Annotated in this window: 13 protein-coding genes; 7 read left to right on the top strand and 6 right to left on the bottom strand. The window is 45.3% G+C overall.

Annotated features, from left to right (window positions below):
* Positions 1-66 precede the first annotated feature (66 nt).
* Complete coding sequence (locus tag VEJY3_RS03295; protein WP_014231029.1) at positions 67-2,349, bottom strand: tetratricopeptide repeat protein; 2,283 nt, start codon at positions 2,347-2,349, stop codon at positions 67-69.
* Between the two features lie 108 nt (positions 2,350-2,457).
* Positions 2,458-3,303 carry an NADPH-dependent 7-cyano-7-deazaguanine reductase QueF gene (gene queF / locus VEJY3_RS03300; RefSeq protein ID WP_014231030.1) on the bottom strand — a complete coding sequence of 282 codons (846 nt, stop codon included), beginning with the start codon at positions 3,301-3,303 and terminating at the stop codon, positions 2,458-2,460.
* Positions 3,304-3,410: 107 nt separating this feature from the next.
* Here queF and syd point away from each other — a divergent pair, with 107 nt between their 5' ends.
* Together syd and VEJY3_RS03310 are read left to right on the top strand one after the other, a co-directional pair.
* Positions 3,411-3,956 carry a SecY-interacting protein gene (gene syd / locus VEJY3_RS03305; protein ID WP_014231031.1) on the top strand — a complete coding sequence of 182 codons (546 nt, stop codon included), beginning with the start codon at positions 3,411-3,413 and terminating at the stop codon, positions 3,954-3,956.
* 2 nt (positions 3,957-3,958) lie between these two features.
* Complete coding sequence (locus VEJY3_RS03310) at positions 3,959-4,735, top strand: Zn-ribbon-containing protein (RefSeq protein WP_014231032.1); 777 nt, start codon at positions 3,959-3,961, stop codon at positions 4,733-4,735.
* Positions 4,736-4,838: 103 nt separating this feature from the next.
* On the opposite strand, the gene VEJY3_RS03315 is transcribed toward VEJY3_RS03310, so the two are convergent.
* Genes VEJY3_RS03315 through metN form a run of 3 tightly spaced genes read right to left on the bottom strand, consistent with a single transcriptional unit; the run spans position 4,839 to position 7,383 of the window.
* On the bottom strand, positions 4,839-5,648 hold the full coding sequence (locus VEJY3_RS03315; protein ID WP_014231033.1) for a MetQ/NlpA family lipoprotein: 810 nt from the start codon (positions 5,646-5,648) through the stop codon (positions 4,839-4,841).
* A 33-nt stretch (positions 5,649-5,681) separates the two neighbouring features.
* Entirely contained in the window at positions 5,682-6,359 is a 678-nt protein-coding gene (locus tag VEJY3_RS03320; RefSeq protein ID WP_014231034.1) for a methionine ABC transporter permease, read from the bottom strand.
* Complete coding sequence (gene metN, locus VEJY3_RS03325) at positions 6,349-7,383, bottom strand: methionine ABC transporter ATP-binding protein MetN (RefSeq protein ID WP_014231035.1); 1,035 nt, start codon at positions 7,381-7,383, stop codon at positions 6,349-6,351. The genes VEJY3_RS03320 and metN overlap by 11 nt, the downstream gene beginning before the upstream one ends.
* 342 nt (positions 7,384-7,725) lie before the next feature.
* Here metN and gmhB point away from each other — a divergent pair, with 342 nt between their 5' ends.
* From gmhB to treC, 4 genes are all read left to right on the top strand, one after another.
* Positions 7,726-8,277 (top strand): D-glycero-beta-D-manno-heptose 1,7-bisphosphate 7-phosphatase, encoded by a 552-nt coding sequence (gene gmhB, locus VEJY3_RS03330; RefSeq protein WP_014231036.1) that lies wholly within the window; start codon positions 7,726-7,728, stop codon positions 8,275-8,277.
* Between the two features lie 102 nt (positions 8,278-8,379).
* Positions 8,380-9,333 carry a trehalose operon repressor TreR gene (treR, locus tag VEJY3_RS03335; RefSeq protein WP_014231037.1) on the top strand — a complete coding sequence of 318 codons (954 nt, stop codon included), beginning with the start codon at positions 8,380-8,382 and terminating at the stop codon, positions 9,331-9,333.
* Positions 9,334-9,524: 191 nt separating this feature from the next.
* Positions 9,525-10,949 carry a PTS trehalose transporter subunit IIBC gene (treB, locus tag VEJY3_RS03340; protein ID WP_014231038.1) on the top strand — a complete coding sequence of 475 codons (1,425 nt, stop codon included), beginning with the start codon at positions 9,525-9,527 and terminating at the stop codon, positions 10,947-10,949.
* A gap of 162 nt (positions 10,950-11,111) precedes the next feature.
* Positions 11,112-12,797 carry an alpha,alpha-phosphotrehalase gene (gene treC, locus VEJY3_RS03345; protein WP_014231039.1) on the top strand — a complete coding sequence of 562 codons (1,686 nt, stop codon included), beginning with the start codon at positions 11,112-11,114 and terminating at the stop codon, positions 12,795-12,797.
* 72 nt (positions 12,798-12,869) lie between these two features.
* Here treC and VEJY3_RS03350 read toward each other — a convergent pair whose 3' ends face one another.
* Positions 12,870-13,475 (bottom strand): YitT family protein, encoded by a 606-nt coding sequence (locus tag VEJY3_RS03350; RefSeq protein WP_014231040.1) that lies wholly within the window; start codon positions 13,473-13,475, stop codon positions 12,870-12,872.
* 345 nt (positions 13,476-13,820) lie between these two features.
* Here VEJY3_RS03350 and glyA point away from each other — a divergent pair, with 345 nt between their 5' ends.
* Positions 13,821-15,071, top strand: a complete 1,251-nt coding sequence (glyA, locus tag VEJY3_RS03355) for a serine hydroxymethyltransferase (protein ID WP_014231041.1) — start codon at positions 13,821-13,823, stop codon at positions 15,069-15,071.
* The last annotated feature ends 214 nt before the right edge of the window (positions 15,072-15,285 follow it).

The following is a 15,285-nucleotide window of genomic DNA, read 5'->3' on the forward strand; positions in this document are numbered from 1 at the left end:
ACGGTCACTTGATAATAACAAAAAACCTTATAGCGTCATCAGTTATTAATCCTAAGTGGCGCTTAATTATCCATTTTTTAATATTTTCTTGATGTCATCCTCATTCTTGTATGAAGAGTGAATCTTGATTAACCCTTGATTGATAGCGTGCTGACACGCTTTTCTTATGTCGCCGGTTGCAAAGCTCGCTGCTGGCGCGTTATCAATGGCTTTGAGGAATACCCAATGGCTTTGTTTATCTTGCAGGCTGATTTCTCGCGCAATATGCGTTGCCAGTAGGAGTAAATCCAGCAGCTCTGCATCATTAATTGCCGTGTAGGCTCGTGGCAGGAACGGGTAGTCACTGATTCCCATGCGAATAGTACGATTAACATTATGCTGATTAGCAAAGTCATCCACCCAAGCCTGAAACTTATCAAACATCATTTCTGCTGACGCGTCTCTATCAGCGTTTGGTTCGATATAAAGTAAGTTCGCATCTGAGAAGTGATACAAACGAGCGGGCTTTTTGATCTTTTCTGCCAGGAACTCACCAAACGCTCGCTCTAACTCCAGCCCTGCTTTGTAACCATTTTGAACGTACATACTGCGTAAGAACGGCAGGTCGATCATTACAAAGCGCAGACGGTCATTGAGAGGCTCGTGGATTAACTCACCAAGCTGCCACTGTTCGAAGGTGTCACTCGATTTCTTCAAAGAGCGCGACAGTTTTACATTCAGCATGCGCAAGTTATTCAGGCGAGAGCGTGAGTGGGTGAACAGGTCATTACGTAGTTTATCTATCTGACCTGACTGGCGCTGAATGATGACGCCACGGCGCATGATGAACAAAAACATCACTAAGACGGTAATAAACAGAGCGAAAGAGATTTTTTGGAATTTACGGTGTTCTCCTTCGACTTGAGCCAAGCGTTCGGTTAGTCCTACATAGTGAATAGTCTGCTCTGCGAACTCTTTTTGCTGACGGAATGCATCTTCGCTGATCTGGTTTAACTGCACCTGCTCCAGTTTTACTAAGTTGGTGTATTTTTTATACGCCTGTAGCGAAAGCTGGTATTCACTTGCCTGTTCATAACCGAGTCCAAGATAACGGTAAGACTGCTGCTTGATAAAGTTATTTCCTGTAGCCGTCGCGTCAATGAACATGAGCGCTTTTTGCGCGTTTTCAATTACACTTTTACTGTCATTCTGATGATAAGCAAGGCCAGAGTGAAGTAGGGCAGCTTTGGCCTTTAGCGCTGGAATGTCGGCATACTCGAGCAGTTCAGTCGAGCTATCCAGATATTGCCCTGCCAGAGCGTAGTTATAGAGTTGAAGGTAAGTCGCGGCAAGGCTCAGACGAATATTGATCATGCGGTTGATACTTTTACTCGTACTCTCGTGATCCAATACATTGAAGTAGTGGACCAGTGCCAAGTTAAATTTACCCTGATAAAAGTAAATGTCACCCATCTGCTCAAGCACATCCGCCAGGATAGGTGAGTTTGGGTAAGAGTCGTAAAAGTCTGCAGCCTGAGATAAGTACTCGACCGCTTTATCGTATACGCGTCGCTCTTGGAATAGTCTTGCCAGTAATCGGTTTACTTTGGCCAGCCTGGCCCCACTATCGCTTTCAATCGATTGCCAGTAACCGTATAAAAGCTCAGAAAGCGCAAGATTGTATTTTTTCTCGTTGAGGTAAAACTCGCCAACCGTGGTGTAGTAATCGATGAGTGCCAAGCTGGAGCGAGTTTGTTCCAGCATCTCTTTTGCTTCGGCATAATAACTTTCTGCTTTGACACTATCACCACGATAGGACGCTAAAAGCGCACGTTGCATGACCAAGCGATAACGAATGCTATCAGCTCGCTGTAAAACGGCATCTTCTTGATTAAGCGTATTCTCTATTTGGTCCAGAGCTTCTTCCGCAGCTGCGTAATTTTTATTTCCAGTCCAGATCATCTGGTTTCGGATCAGTTGCACATCCAGATACAGGTATGGAAGCTCGTATTTTTGTGCCAGAGTTTGCGCTTCATTGAGGCTTTTGATTGCTGCACTGACATCCCCCAAAGCGAAGTTTGCTTGGGCAATAATTTTATGTGCTTCGATGGTGCTGTTCGGGGTTCGGATGCTACGGTCGGTTTCTTCACGAGACATGGCAGAAGGACCATCACTTTCACTGCGTTCTATCAACTCTCGCTGTAAAAGGTAGTTGGTTGCAGCTTGTCTTGCTTGTGAGGGATCGATCTCCGCCAGTTGTTGGGCTTCATTAAGTAAAGTGGAAGATAAAATGGTCGCGTGAAGCGGCTGTGCTAGCAGTAAGCAGAAAAAGCCAATCAATTTGAATAGACGCGATCTGTCCCAAAACATCCTTTCGTTCCCTCGAACTGGTTTAGATTTTTTGATAATACCATGCTTAGGTATTAAAAACGTTCGGCAATCCAATAGATTGCCGAACTTGTTTCTGCTACTGAATAATTACTGACGAGCCATGCGGTGGTTGTGCTCTGGCTTGGCGTTCTCGGTGGAGCGGTAAGGGTTGATATCCAAACCACCACGGCGAGTATAGCGAGCAAACACGGTCAGTTTACTTGGGTGACAATATTTCATCAGGTCAGTGAAAATACGCTCGACACATTGCTCATGAAACTCATTGTGCTCACGGAAAGAAACGAGGTAGCGCAGCAGCTTCTCACGGTCTAGCTTCGCGCCCTGATAGCGAATTTCAACGCTGCCCCAGTCTGGCTGGTTGGTGATCAGGCAGTTTGATTTCAGCAAGTGGCTATGTAGCGTCTCTTCGACTTGCTCTTCACCAGCAGCGCCTTCCAGCAAGGATGCATCAAAATCGTAGCTGTTGATTTCGATGTCTTGATCATCAATACATTCACCGTCCATCGTGACGATAGGCTGATTGGTGTAATGAGTGACCGGATTTACTTCAACAATGACTTGCTCACCAGCGCAAGCCGAAAGATCCTGTACTAAACGCTCGGTCACGTCTTGCCAACTTGCAAAACGGGTTTGGTTGTAACTGTTCAGGTACAGCTTAAATGACTTGGACTCAATTAAGTTAGCGCTGGTCGCAGGAATGTACACTTCTGCAACGGCCACTTGTGGCAGGCCTTTGCTATTGAGCCATGACAGTTCATACAAGGTCCAGATGTCATGACCCATAAACGGCAGCGCTTCACCTAATTCAAGATCATCGCGGTTAAGGCTACGCGGTACAGGTTGCAGCAAGCTCGCATCATATTGGTTCGCGTACTCGGTCTTTTTACCCAGAGTCAGCCCTGCAAGCTCTTTAGCGTTGGAATATTTGCTCATACTTTGTGGTCGTTTTCGATTAGAATGGAGAGAATTTTACTGAATCCGCTGATTAATTGCTATCTGGCAAATATTGCAGGCAGATAAACAAGGAATAGGAGACCTTCATGACCCAAACCGTTACTCAGGCGCTACAAGATTTTAGCCTACGCTATCAACAAGCTTGGCAAAATAAGCACAATGAATTGCCACGCAGTGAAGAGCTTGCTGATCTTGTATCTCCATGTGTTGAAGAGAAACGAGATGGGGCGGTCTTATGGAAAGCGTGTCTGCGTGAAGAGCAAGCTGATTTCACCAACGTTGAAAATGCGATTGAGCTGACACTGCATGATGACATTAAAACTTTTTATGGTTCGCAATACAGCGCAGACATGGAAGCGACCTGGAAGGGTAACGAACTAACGTTGTTGCAGGTGTGGAGCGATGATGATTTTGATCGTCTGCAAGAAAATATTCTTGGTCATCTGGTGACACAGCGTCGCCTGAAGCTTAAACCAACCGTTTTTATTGCTGCAACAGACGCAGAGCTGGATGTTATTTCTATCTGTAACTTGACGGGCAATGTCATTCTTGAGCGTCTGGGTACTTCTCAGCGTGATGTTCTTGCCGATAATGTCAGTGAGTTCCTGACCAATTTAGAAGCTGCGGTGTAAACATGTACGTTGTTGAATTGCAGTTTGAGTGTTTTGATAACACTACCGTAAGCGCGGTTGATAAGGCGATTAATGGGTTAATGGACGCATTGCGTTATAACGGCCAGGTACTTGGTCGTGAGTTTCCTATTGTGATGGGCGATGGCGAGTTTTTTGTGCGTGTGGTTTGCCCGGAGCAGGACAGCCTACACCCGCGTTACCATTCAGACTTTGTCAAAGTGTGTATGAATCGTTTGTCGGAAGCCTCTTTGCTCGCGCCGAAAATGCGCTTGCTTGGTCGTGATCTGAACTCTGAACAAGCAGCAGAAGAAGAGACACCAAGCTGGCAGGTGCTTTATACCACTTACGTACATACTTGTTCGCCACTGCGAAGCGGTGAAACCTTATTACCAATCCCTTTGTACCGCAATGATCCAACACTCAACGGCGACCATAAAGCGGTCATTAAGTGGCAAACGGAATGGCAGGCGTGTGATGAAATTCAAATGGCGGGCGGATGCCGTGCTGAGCATGCCGCGCTGCACGAGATATGTGATTCTGACAGTGTCCTGTTTCGCCGTGGTTGGGATTTACGTGGCCGTATTGAATACATCACTAAAATTCCGACGTACTACTATCAATACCGCGTTGGTGGCCAGTCACTTGAAAGTGAAAAAGCACGTAAGTGTCCTAAGTGTGGTGGTGACTGGCTATTAGACGAGCCCTTGCATGACATCTTCTACTTTAAGTGCGATGACTGCAGAATTGTCTCGAATATCTCTTGGGACCATCTCAAGTAACGGTTTTTGTATCTCCTGCTGAATCGAAAAGAAAAAGGGCTGATGTTTTCACATCAGCCCTTTTTGCAATGGTCAGCAGAGATGTTTGCTAAGACGGGTTATATTACCAGCCTTTTACAACGCCGCCTTTGAATAGCTCTTTCGCTGCTTCGTAAACTTCTTCAGTTTGGTAAGCTTTCACGAAGTTTTGTACGTTCTCAGCGTTAACGTTCTCTTCACGCGCTACAACTAGGTTTACGTATGGAGATTCTTTGTCTTCAACGAACACACCGTCACGCTCTGGAGACAGATCGATAGAGCTTGCGTATGTTGTGTTGATGATAGATAGCGTTACATCGTCTAGTGAACGTGGAAGTTGTGGCGCTTCAAGTTCGATGATTTCGATGTTTTTAGGGTTGCCAACGATGTCACGTACCGTTGCAAGCAGACCAACGCCGTCACGTAGTTCAATCAAACCTTGTTGTTGTAGAAGGATCAGTGCGCGACCTAGGTTAGTTGGGTCGTTTGGTACTGCGATACGCGCGCCATCTTGGATTTCATCAACAGATTTAACTTGCTTTGAGTAACCAGCGATTGGGTAAACGAATGTGTTACCGGCGATAGCCAGTTTGTAGCCACGGTCTTTAATCTGTTGATCAAGGTATGGCTTGTGTTGGAATGCGTTAGCGTCAACTGAACCGTCGTCTAGCGCTGCGTTTGGTGTAACGTAATCAGTAAAAGTCACCAACTCAACGTCTAGGTTGTACTTCTCTTTTGCGATTTTAGCTGCAACTTCCGCAACCTGTGCTTCAGCGCCAGCAATAACACCCACTTTTACTTTGTTCACATCAACTTCTTTATCACCACAACCAGTAAGTGCTAGAGCAGAAGCGGCTGTTACGACAGTCAAAAGACCTTTAAGGCTAAATTTCATCGGTATCTCCTTATAATTTATGTAATTTGATGCTTATCTGTGATCCACGCGGCGTACCACTGCGTCGCCGATAGACTGAATAATTTGTACTAGAACAATGAGCATGACGACGGTAACAGCCATGATTGTCACATCGTAACGGTGGAAACCGTAACGGATTGCAACGTCTCCCAGACCACCGCCGCCAACGGTACCTGCCATTGCAGAGTAGCTGACCAAGGTTACGAGTGTAATTGTCACTGAGTTAACAATAGTCGGCATTGCTTCAGGTAGCAGAACTTTTGTAATGATTTGTACAGGTGTTGCGCCCATAGATTGTGCCGCTTCAACTAAGCCAGTTGGTACCTCAAGTAGGGCACCTTCGATAAGGCGCGCAACAAACGGAATGGCACCAATGGTGAGCGGTACGATTGCTGCGGTTGTACCAATAAAGGTGCCGACCAGCATTTTAGTCACTGGGATAATTGCAACCATCAGTACAAGGAATGGTACAGAACGGCCCACGTTAACAATCGCGCCTAGAATGCTATTAAGCTTAGTATTCTCTAGCAGACCACCTTTTTTAGTGATGTGCAAAATAACGCCTAAAGGAATACCAATAGCAAAGCCGACAATACCCGCAACTGCAACCATGTATACCGTTTCCCAGGTTGCCCCAAGAAGTAGATTGCTATTTAGGCTCAGCCATTCAGAAGCTGTATTAAAGGACATAACCAAGTACCTCTACTTTCACGTTGTGCTCACGCAGGTATTCGATTGCTGCGTTGTCATCTTGTTCATTACCAAACAGTTCAGCGACCATCATGCCGAATTTCACGCCACCGGCGTAATCTAGATCTGAACTTAGGATACTTACATCAATATTGTATTTGCGTGAAATCTGAGACATCAATGGAGCGTCAACCGTTGCGCCAGTGAACTCCATACGGACTAGCGGGTAGCTGCCCTCAACACGGCTTGATTGAAGTCGAGCCTGGTAATCTTCAGGAATAGACAGATCCAGAGTCGAGCGAATGAACTCGTGTGCCAGTTCTGTTTTCGGGTGAGCAAAAATTTCACCCACGGTGCCTTTCTCTACCAGTTCGCCACCACCGATGATCGCCACTTCGTGACAGATGCTTTTAACCACTTCCATTTCATGAGTGATCAGCAAAATAGTGATGTTGAGTTTACGGTTAATCTTCTTTAATAACTCTAGGATTGATTGAGTCGTTGCCGGATCCAATGCGCTGGTGGCTTCGTCACAAAGTAGAACGCTTGGATCAGAGGCTAATGCACGAGCAATGGCTACACGCTGCTTTTGGCCGCCACTTAAGTTCGCTGGGTAGCTTTCATGTTTGTCTTCTAATCCTACTAGTTTCAGTAGTTCAGTGACTTTCGCATTGATATGCGATTTATCTTTACCTGCGAGTTCAAGAGGTAGTGCAACGTTATCGAAAACGGTACGAGACGACAGCAGGTTAAAGTGCTGGAAAATCATGCCGATGTTACGACGTGTTTCTACTAGTTGTGTTTTGCTTAGTTTGGTCAGGTCAACGCCATCTACGATGATGGAGCCAGAGGTCGGAGCCTCTAACATGTTCACACAGCGAATCAGAGTACTTTTACCAGCACCTGACGAGCCGATCACCCCAAAGATGGTGCCCTTGGCGATATGTAGGTTAATGTCTTTCAGAGCCAGAATTTCTTTGCTGCCCTGGTAGAACACTTTATTGACGTTTTCTATTTCTATCATGTTTCAACCTGCATAGAGATATGGGGAACTTCGTTGTCAAAAACGGCTTTTGACAGAACTTAATTTTGAGCTCTATCTCAATTTTCAGTTGATGCTATGGGTTAAGATGATTTAAGTCAATAGATATTTTTACGTCTAGACGTCTAAATGTGCAAACGTTCTGATATCGGAACTTGGTTCTGTCAGAGGTGTATTTTCGAACATAAGATGAAAGCCCCCGAGATTCAACGATTCTTGAGACGTAGCGTGCTGATTTGTCTCAATGTCAATCTAAATAGATAGTGTTGAAGCTTATAAGGTATGTAATAATCTGCTTAAACCGAGCTAATAGAGAAATACGTTTTGGCAAAACCTGCTGTTTTTATCGACCGTGATGGCGTGATTAACGTCGATCATGGTTACGTTCATGACGAACATGATTTTGAGTACATTGACGGTGTGTTTGAAGCGACGAAAGCGCTGAAAGACCAAGGTTACATGTTGGTTCTTGTGACGAATCAATCTGGTATCGCACGCGGTAAATTCAGTGAAGACCGATTTTTATCTCTGACTCAATGGATGGATTGGAACTTTGTTGATCACGGCGTTGAGTTTGACGGCTTCTATTACTGCCCGCATCACCCTGAAGAGGGGATTGGCGAATACAAGCAAGATTGTGACTGCCGTAAGCCAAAGCCGGGTATGTTCATTTCTGCACGTGACTTCCTGAAGATCGACATGGAAAAGTCGGTCATGATTGGCGATAAAGCGGAAGACATGATGGCAGCAGAAGCAGCTGGCGTAGGGACCAAGATTCTTGTACGTACCGGCAAACCAATTACTGAGCAGGGTGAAGCGCTAGCGACTGTAGTATTGGATAGCATTGCTGACGTTCCTGCATATTTAAACAAATAACATCATCGCTATATTTTTAAAGGGAAGCACTGGCTTCCCTTTTCTCTATTTGTTGTTAAAGTTCATTTACCTAAGTTTCTACCCACTTTAGTTTGATCACCTATGAACAAAAAACTCACCATTCTTGATATCGCAAAACTGGCTGGCGTTGGTAAGTCGACGGTAAGTCGTGTGCTCACGAACGATCCCAAGGTAAAGCCAGAAACGCGTGAGAAGGTTGAAAAAATCATTCGTGATTCAGGTTATGTTCCTTCCAAATCCGCTCAGTCGATGCGTGGAGGAAGTCAAAAGGTGGTGGGCGTGATCATTTCTCGTTTAGATTCACCATCAGAAAACCAAGCCGTAGGCACTATGCTTCGTGAGTTATATTCTGCTGGTTATGATGTGGTGATCATGGAAAGCCAGTTTGATCGCCAAAAAACTATTGAGCATCTTGAGGTTCTTAGACGTCGCAATGTAGATGGCGTGATTGTATTTGGTTTTACAGGTTGCGATGAGAAGGCCCTCGCTGAGTGGGGCAGTCGTATTGTGGTGATTGCCATGGATACGAATGAGGTTTCCTCTATTAATTATGATAACCAAGGCATTATCGATATGGCGCTTTCTCACTTAGAACAGCAATCGCTTTCTCGTATTGCCTATATCGGTGTGGATTCTGATGACAGAACCACGGGGTTTGCCCGTTTGAATGCTTACCAGTTGTGGTGCCAGAGCAGAAATATCCAGCCTTGCTTTAAGACCGGAGCACTTAGCCATGAGAGTGCTTATCAGTTGGTCGATCACGTATTACAACAAGACACCCAAGCCATTGTTTGTGCCAGTGATACGCTTGCACTTGGGGTTATTAAACGTCTACAAGAGTTAGGGCGCGAAGATGTTGTCGTCACTGGCGTGGGCGGCAATGAACTCCTTTCTTTTCTTTTCCCGAATATCTTCAGTGTCGATCCTGGTTATACGCATGCAGGCAAAAAAGCCGCTAACATGCTGATTAATCAGTTGAGCGGCAATGACTCTTTACTCCACTTCACCCAGAAACCTGTCAGCCACCACGGTTAGATATATATGCCATAGTCGCATAATGAGTGTACTGCTCTAGACTTAGTTTGTGATCCTTTTCAATTAATGGGACTGTTCCCATTTTGTTTTTTATCTTCAGGTGGCAATATAAAACCACTTTGTGGGAATGTTCCCACTAATAATAAATACAAAGAAAAGTTAAACATATCCAATACAGGGTGGGCAAAGTTATGAGTAAGATTGCGCGTCAAGATGTACAGCGTCTTATTGAGCTGGTCGGTGGGCCAGACAATATTGCAAGTGTGAGTCACTGCTTAACTCGTTTACGTTTTGTACTTAATAATACTGAGCAAGCTGACATCAAGCAGTTAGAAGCTCTGTCTATAGTAAAAGGCTGTTTTACCAACGCAGGTCAATTCCAGGTCGTTATCGGTACTGAAGTCGATGAAGTGTACAAGGTACTGATCGAGATGACGGGTAAAAGCGAAGCCAGCAAAGATGAATCAAAAAATGCCGCGCGTCAGAACATGAACATCGTTGAGCGTGGCATCTCTCACCTTGCTGAAATCTTCGTGCCTCTGCTACCGGCGATTATCACTGGTGGTCTGATTCTTGGTTTCCGTAATGTGATTGGCGACATCAAGATGTTTGATGGCCAAACGCTGACCGAAATCAGTCAGTTCTGGGCGACGGTCCATTCATTCCTATGGCTGATTGGTGAAGCGATCTTCTTCTTCCTGCCTGTTGGCGTCTGTTGGTCAACGGTGAGAAAGCTCGGTGGTACGCCGATTCTGGGGATCACGCTCGGTGTGACTCTGGTCTCTCCGCAGTTAATGAACGCCTATTTGATTGGTAAACAAGTACCGGAAGTGTGGGATTTCGGTTGGTTTGTGATTGAAAAAGTGGGTTATCAGGCACAGGTTATTCCTGCCATGCTCGCGGGTATCGCACTGGCGTATATCGAAAAATACCTTAAACGTATCACTCCGTCTTACTTGTATCTGGTTGTGGTGCCATTTGTTTCCATCATTATTTCGGTGATTCTTGCACACTCTATCATCGGTCCATTTGGCCGCATGTTAGGTAACGGTGTGGCATTCGCTGCCAAGGCTGCCATGACGGGAGACTTTGCCATCATTGGCTCGACAGTCTTCGGTTTCTTGTACGCGCCATTGGTTATCACCGGTATTCACCACACCACCAACGCCGTGGATTTACAGTTAATGCAAGAGCTTGGCGGCACCCCAATCTGGCCTTTGATTGCACTTTCAAACATTGCTCAGGCATCAGCAGTGGTTGGCATCATTATCATCAGTAAAAAACAAGATGAGCGTGAAATCTCCGTTCCGGCGGCAATCTCCGCTTATCTGGGTGTGACTGAGCCTGCAATGTACGGCATCAACCTGAAATACAAATTCCCAATGCTAAGCGCAATGATTGGTAGTGCTTGTGCGGCGGCAGTTTGTGGTAGCGCCGGCGTAATGGCGAACGGTATCGGTGTGGGTGGTTTGCCGGGCATCTTATCTATTCAGCCTCAGTTCTGGGGTGTGTTCGCATTAGCAATGTTGGTGGCGATAGTGGTCCCAGCTGGCTTGACGCTGATTCTTTATAAGCGCGCAAAAGCGAAAGGTGAACTTGAAACGGCAAACGCATAACAAACTTAAATCAGCGATGGCAATGGAGAATGTCATGCCATCGCTTTTTTCCCAATTTAAAACAGCCATTCCTGACTACGTCCTTTTGAGCTCAGGAGTGCTTGATCTTTAACCATGACTGTCATGGTGACTTTTTAATTTAATGGTAAGTGGGTGTTAGAAATGGCAATGACCAAGCAAGATAACAGCTGGTGGAAAACCGCAACAATCTACCAAATTTACCCGAAGAGTTTTTGCGATAGTGACAGCAAAGGCACGGGTGATATCAAAGGGATCATTTCTAAACTGGATTATTTAAAACACCTTGGTGTGGATGCGATTTGGCTAACGCCTGTGTATGCATCGCCAATGATCGACAACGGCTACGATATATCCGATTACTACTCGATCAATCCTGACTTCGGCACAATGGCTGACTTTGATGAGTTACTGGTGGAAGCGCACCAGCTGGGTATCCGAATTATCATGGATATTGTCGTCAATCATACCTCGACTGAGCACAAATGGTTCCAGTCTGCGCTGGGTGATAAAAACAGCCCATATCGTGATTATTACATCTGGAAAGATCCGGTAGAGGGGGCAGAGCCCAACAATTGGCAATCCAAGTTTGGTGGTAACGCATGGGAGCTGGATGAAGCAACTGGTCAGTACTACTTGCACCTGTTTGCCAAGGAGCAAGCGGATTTAAACTGGGAAAACCCAGTAGTGCGTGAAGAAGTCAAAGACGTGATCAGCTTTTGGGCAGAGAAGGGCGTGGATGGTTTCCGTCTTGATGTCATTAACCTGATATCTAAACAGCAAGACTTCCCGAATGATGAGCGTGGCGATGGACGTCGTTTTTATACCGATGGTCCACGAGTGCATGAGTATTTACAGGAAATCAGCCAAGCGGTATTTCAAAAGTACGGCAGTATAACGGTTGGAGAAATGTCTTCGACAACCCTTGAGCACTGTCAGCAATACTCCTCTTTAGACGGCAAAGAGCTTTCTATGGTGTTCAATTTCCATCATTTGAAAGTAGATTATCCTAATGGTGAAAAGTGGACCAAAGCACCGTTTGACTTTCTTCAGCTCAAACAAATCTTTAATCACTGGCAGACAGGGTTAAACGGTAAAGGCTGGGGAGCGCTGTTCTGGTGTAACCACGATCAACCGCGTGTGGTCAGCCGACTTGGTGATGATCAGCACTACCGTGTTGAATCGGCGAAGATGCTGGCAGCGTCTGTTCACATGATGCAGGGCACCCCTTATGTTTATCAGGGTGAAGAGATTGGCATGACCAATCCGGGTTATACCGAGATCAGTCAATATCGCGATGTTGAAAGTACCAACATGTACGACATCATGGTCAATCGTGATGGTGTTTCACACCAAGAAATGATGACTATTCTGGCTCAGAAGTCCCGTGATAACTCGCGAACGCCTATGCAATGGAATGGCCAACCGCATGCTGGTTTCACCAAAGGAACGCCTTGGCTCGAGGTCGCGCAGAATTATCCGCAAATCAATGCCGAGTCTGCTGTAGCAGATTTAAACTCCGTATTTTATTTCTACAAGCGCTTGATTGAACTGCGCAAACAGATCCCGGTCATCACGGACGGCAGCTATGAAGATTTGCTGCCAGAGCATTTGCGTATTTTTGCTTACGCTCGCCAGAATGAATCCCAGACGTTGTTGTGTATCAATAATTACTATGGGGAAGAGGTGGAATGTGTCTTGCCAGAGCGTTTTGAGATGGCGAAAGCGAAGTGTTTGTTGTCCAACTACCATAATTCGGTAAGTTCGGTTGCCTCTCGACATCAGACACTGCGTCCGTATGAAACACGAATTTTATTGATTGAAGAGTAACTTAAATTTTCCTGAGATTATCTCCCCCACTAAAGGCTTTGGAATGCTCCCCAAAGCCTTTTTTCGTAGAGGTTACTGAGAGCCGTAAGTAACAGAGTATCGATGTGGTTTGTGGTTCATGGCGAGTACCAGATTGAGCGCAAACGCTCCTAAGGCTGACAAAGCGATTACCCAAGGTGAGACGAAGAACATCGACGCCAATACAATACACACATCAATCGCCATCTGACTCTTGCCGACAGAAATGCCAAATTTATCTTGGATAAACAAACACAAAACATTAAAGCCGCCCAGGCTAGAGCGATGACGAAACAAGATTAGCATGCCTAACCCCATCAGTAGCCCGCCCGCGACAGCACAATAGATTTCATTGACTGACTCTAATGAAATCAGTAAATAAAGATGATCGGCAAAAATTGAAACTAAAGCACCAGAAATAACACTATTGATGGCAAAGTGACGTCCAAAGCGTTTCCAAGCTAACAGATAAAAAGGGCAGTTAGTTAAAAAGTACAGCACACCAAAGGTAAAAGGTGTAAATTGGCTAATGAGCAAAGCCAACCCGGTGGTTCCTCCAGTAAGGAGTTGCGCGGATTGGAGAAAGAAAACGCCTTGAGCAACCAAAAAGGTACCTGTGAGAATTGCTATCCAGTCTTCTTTTAACGAGTGTTTTTCCATCAATTTACAGTCATAGGTGAGAAATAAGGCTGGCATCATAGTAAAAAGATGATCTTTTCGGTAGCTAGAGGCTAAAATTTACGGTAAACCTATGTAATTGCTGTTTTACAGGGTGTAAAGCACAAAATTGACAGTAATGGCTGTTGTTTAAATGATTGCAACATCGACATGATATTTATTACTTGTCATCATGAAGAAACTGCATGAGAAAAATTTAAATTTTCTCTTTATGACCCAGATCAAATTATGTAGAATGCGCGCCATTAGGGTGACGGAAACGTTTGCGCTCGGTCATTAAACAGTTTTTTTGCCAATTTCAGTACTAATCTGAGTCAGGAGATACAGATGCTTAAGCGTGATATGAACATCGCAGATTACGATGCGGAACTGTTCGCAGCTATCCAGGAAGAAACTCTTCGCCAGGAAGAACACATTGAACTTATCGCTTCTGAAAACTACACAAGCCCACGTGTAATGGAAGCTCAAGGTTCTCAGCTAACGAACAAATACGCTGAAGGCTACCCAGGCAAGCGTTACTACGGCGGTTGTGAGTACGTAGATAAAGCGGAACAATTAGCAATCGATCGTGCATGTGAACTATTCGGTTGTGAATACGCAAACGTACAGCCTCACTCTGGTTCTCAAGCAAACAGCGCAGTATACATGGCGCTTCTGAACCCAGGCGATACAGTATTAGGCATGAGCCTGGCACACGGTGGTCACCTGACTCACGGTTCACCAGTAAACTTCTCTGGTAAGCACTACAACGTTATCCCTTACGGTATCGACGAAGCTGGTCAAATCAACTACGACGAGATGGAAGCGCTTGCGATTGAGCACAAGCCTAAGATGATCATCGGTGGTTTCTCAGCTTACTCTCAAATCGTTGATTGGAAACGCATGCGTGAAATTGCAGACAAAGTTGATGCTTACCTATTCGTAGATATGGCTCACGTTGCTGGTCTTATCGCAGCAGGCGTTTACCCAACACCAGTACCATACGCACACGTTGTAACAACAACGACGCACAAAACACTAGCAGGTCCACGTGGTGGTCTTATCCTGTCTAATGCTGGCGAAGACATGTACAAAAAGCTGAACTCAGCTGTTTTCCCTGGTGGTCAAGGTGGTCCTCTAATGCACGTTATCGCTGGTAAAGCTGTAGCGTTCAAAGAAGCTATGGAACCTGAATTTAAAGCATACCAAGCTCGCGTTGTTGAAAACGCGAAAGCAATGGTTGCTCAGTTCCAAGAGCGCGGTTACAAAATCGTTTCTAACGGTACAGAAAACCACCTGTTCCTAGTTGATCTAATCGACAAGAACATTACTGGTAAAGAAGCTGACGCAGCACTAGGTGCAGCGAACATCACAGTAAACAAAAACTCAGTACCAAATGACCCACGTAGCCCATTCGTAACGTCTGGTATCCGTGTAGGTACGCCAGCAATCACTCGCCGTGGCTTCACAGTAGAAGACGCAAAAGAGCTAGCGAACTGGATGTGTGACGTTCTTGATAGCATCGACAACGAAGAAGTTATCGAAGCGACAAAACAGAAAGTGCTTGATATCTGTAAGCGTCTACCAGTTTACGCATAATTGTTCTTCATAGAGTGAGCCGATTTCGGTGTCGAACATACTCATTTGCTCGCGCAAACTCCGTGTGTTCTCCTAGAACTCGACTCATCTACTTTGAACATTGATATATTAAAGGTCCTCAATTTGAGGGCCTTTTTGTTTGTCTGGCGTTTGGAATGACTTTTTATCATCATTTGCCAGACACAAAAAAAGGTTGGCGAAGTGCCAACCTTTT

Source organism: Vibrio sp. EJY3, assembly GCF_000241385.1.
Taxonomy (GTDB): Bacteria; Pseudomonadota; Gammaproteobacteria; order Enterobacterales; family Vibrionaceae; genus Vibrio; species Vibrio natriegens.

Excerpts from the sequence above, each read along its gene's own strand:
- VEJY3_RS03295 (WP_014231029.1), bottom strand. The coding sequence starts at position 2,349 with ATGTTTTGGGACAGATCGCGTCTATTCAAATTGATTGGCTTTTTCTGC.
- glyA (WP_014231041.1), top strand. The coding sequence starts at position 13,821 with ATGCTTAAGCGTGATATGAACATCGCAGATTACGATGCGGAACTGTTC.
- VEJY3_RS03350 (WP_014231040.1), bottom strand. The coding sequence starts at position 13,475 with ATGGAAAAACACTCGTTAAAAGAAGACTGGATAGCAATTCTCACAGGT.
- metN (WP_014231035.1), bottom strand. The coding sequence starts at position 7,383 with ATGATAGAAATAGAAAACGTCAATAAAGTGTTCTACCAGGGCAGCAAA.
- syd (WP_014231031.1), top strand. The coding sequence starts at position 3,411 with ATGACCCAAACCGTTACTCAGGCGCTACAAGATTTTAGCCTACGCTAT.
- treC (WP_014231039.1), top strand. The coding sequence starts at position 11,112 with ATGGCAATGACCAAGCAAGATAACAGCTGGTGGAAAACCGCAACAATC.
- treB (WP_014231038.1), top strand. The coding sequence starts at position 9,525 with ATGAGTAAGATTGCGCGTCAAGATGTACAGCGTCTTATTGAGCTGGTC.
- treR (WP_014231037.1), top strand. The coding sequence starts at position 8,380 with ATGAACAAAAAACTCACCATTCTTGATATCGCAAAACTGGCTGGCGTT.
- VEJY3_RS03310 (WP_014231032.1), top strand. The coding sequence starts at position 3,959 with ATGTACGTTGTTGAATTGCAGTTTGAGTGTTTTGATAACACTACCGTA.
- queF (WP_014231030.1), bottom strand. The coding sequence starts at position 3,303 with ATGAGCAAATATTCCAACGCTAAAGAGCTTGCAGGGCTGACTCTGGGT.
- VEJY3_RS03315 (WP_014231033.1), bottom strand. The coding sequence starts at position 5,648 with ATGAAATTTAGCCTTAAAGGTCTTTTGACTGTCGTAACAGCCGCTTCT.
- VEJY3_RS03320 (WP_014231034.1), bottom strand. The coding sequence starts at position 6,359 with ATGTCCTTTAATACAGCTTCTGAATGGCTGAGCCTAAATAGCAATCTA.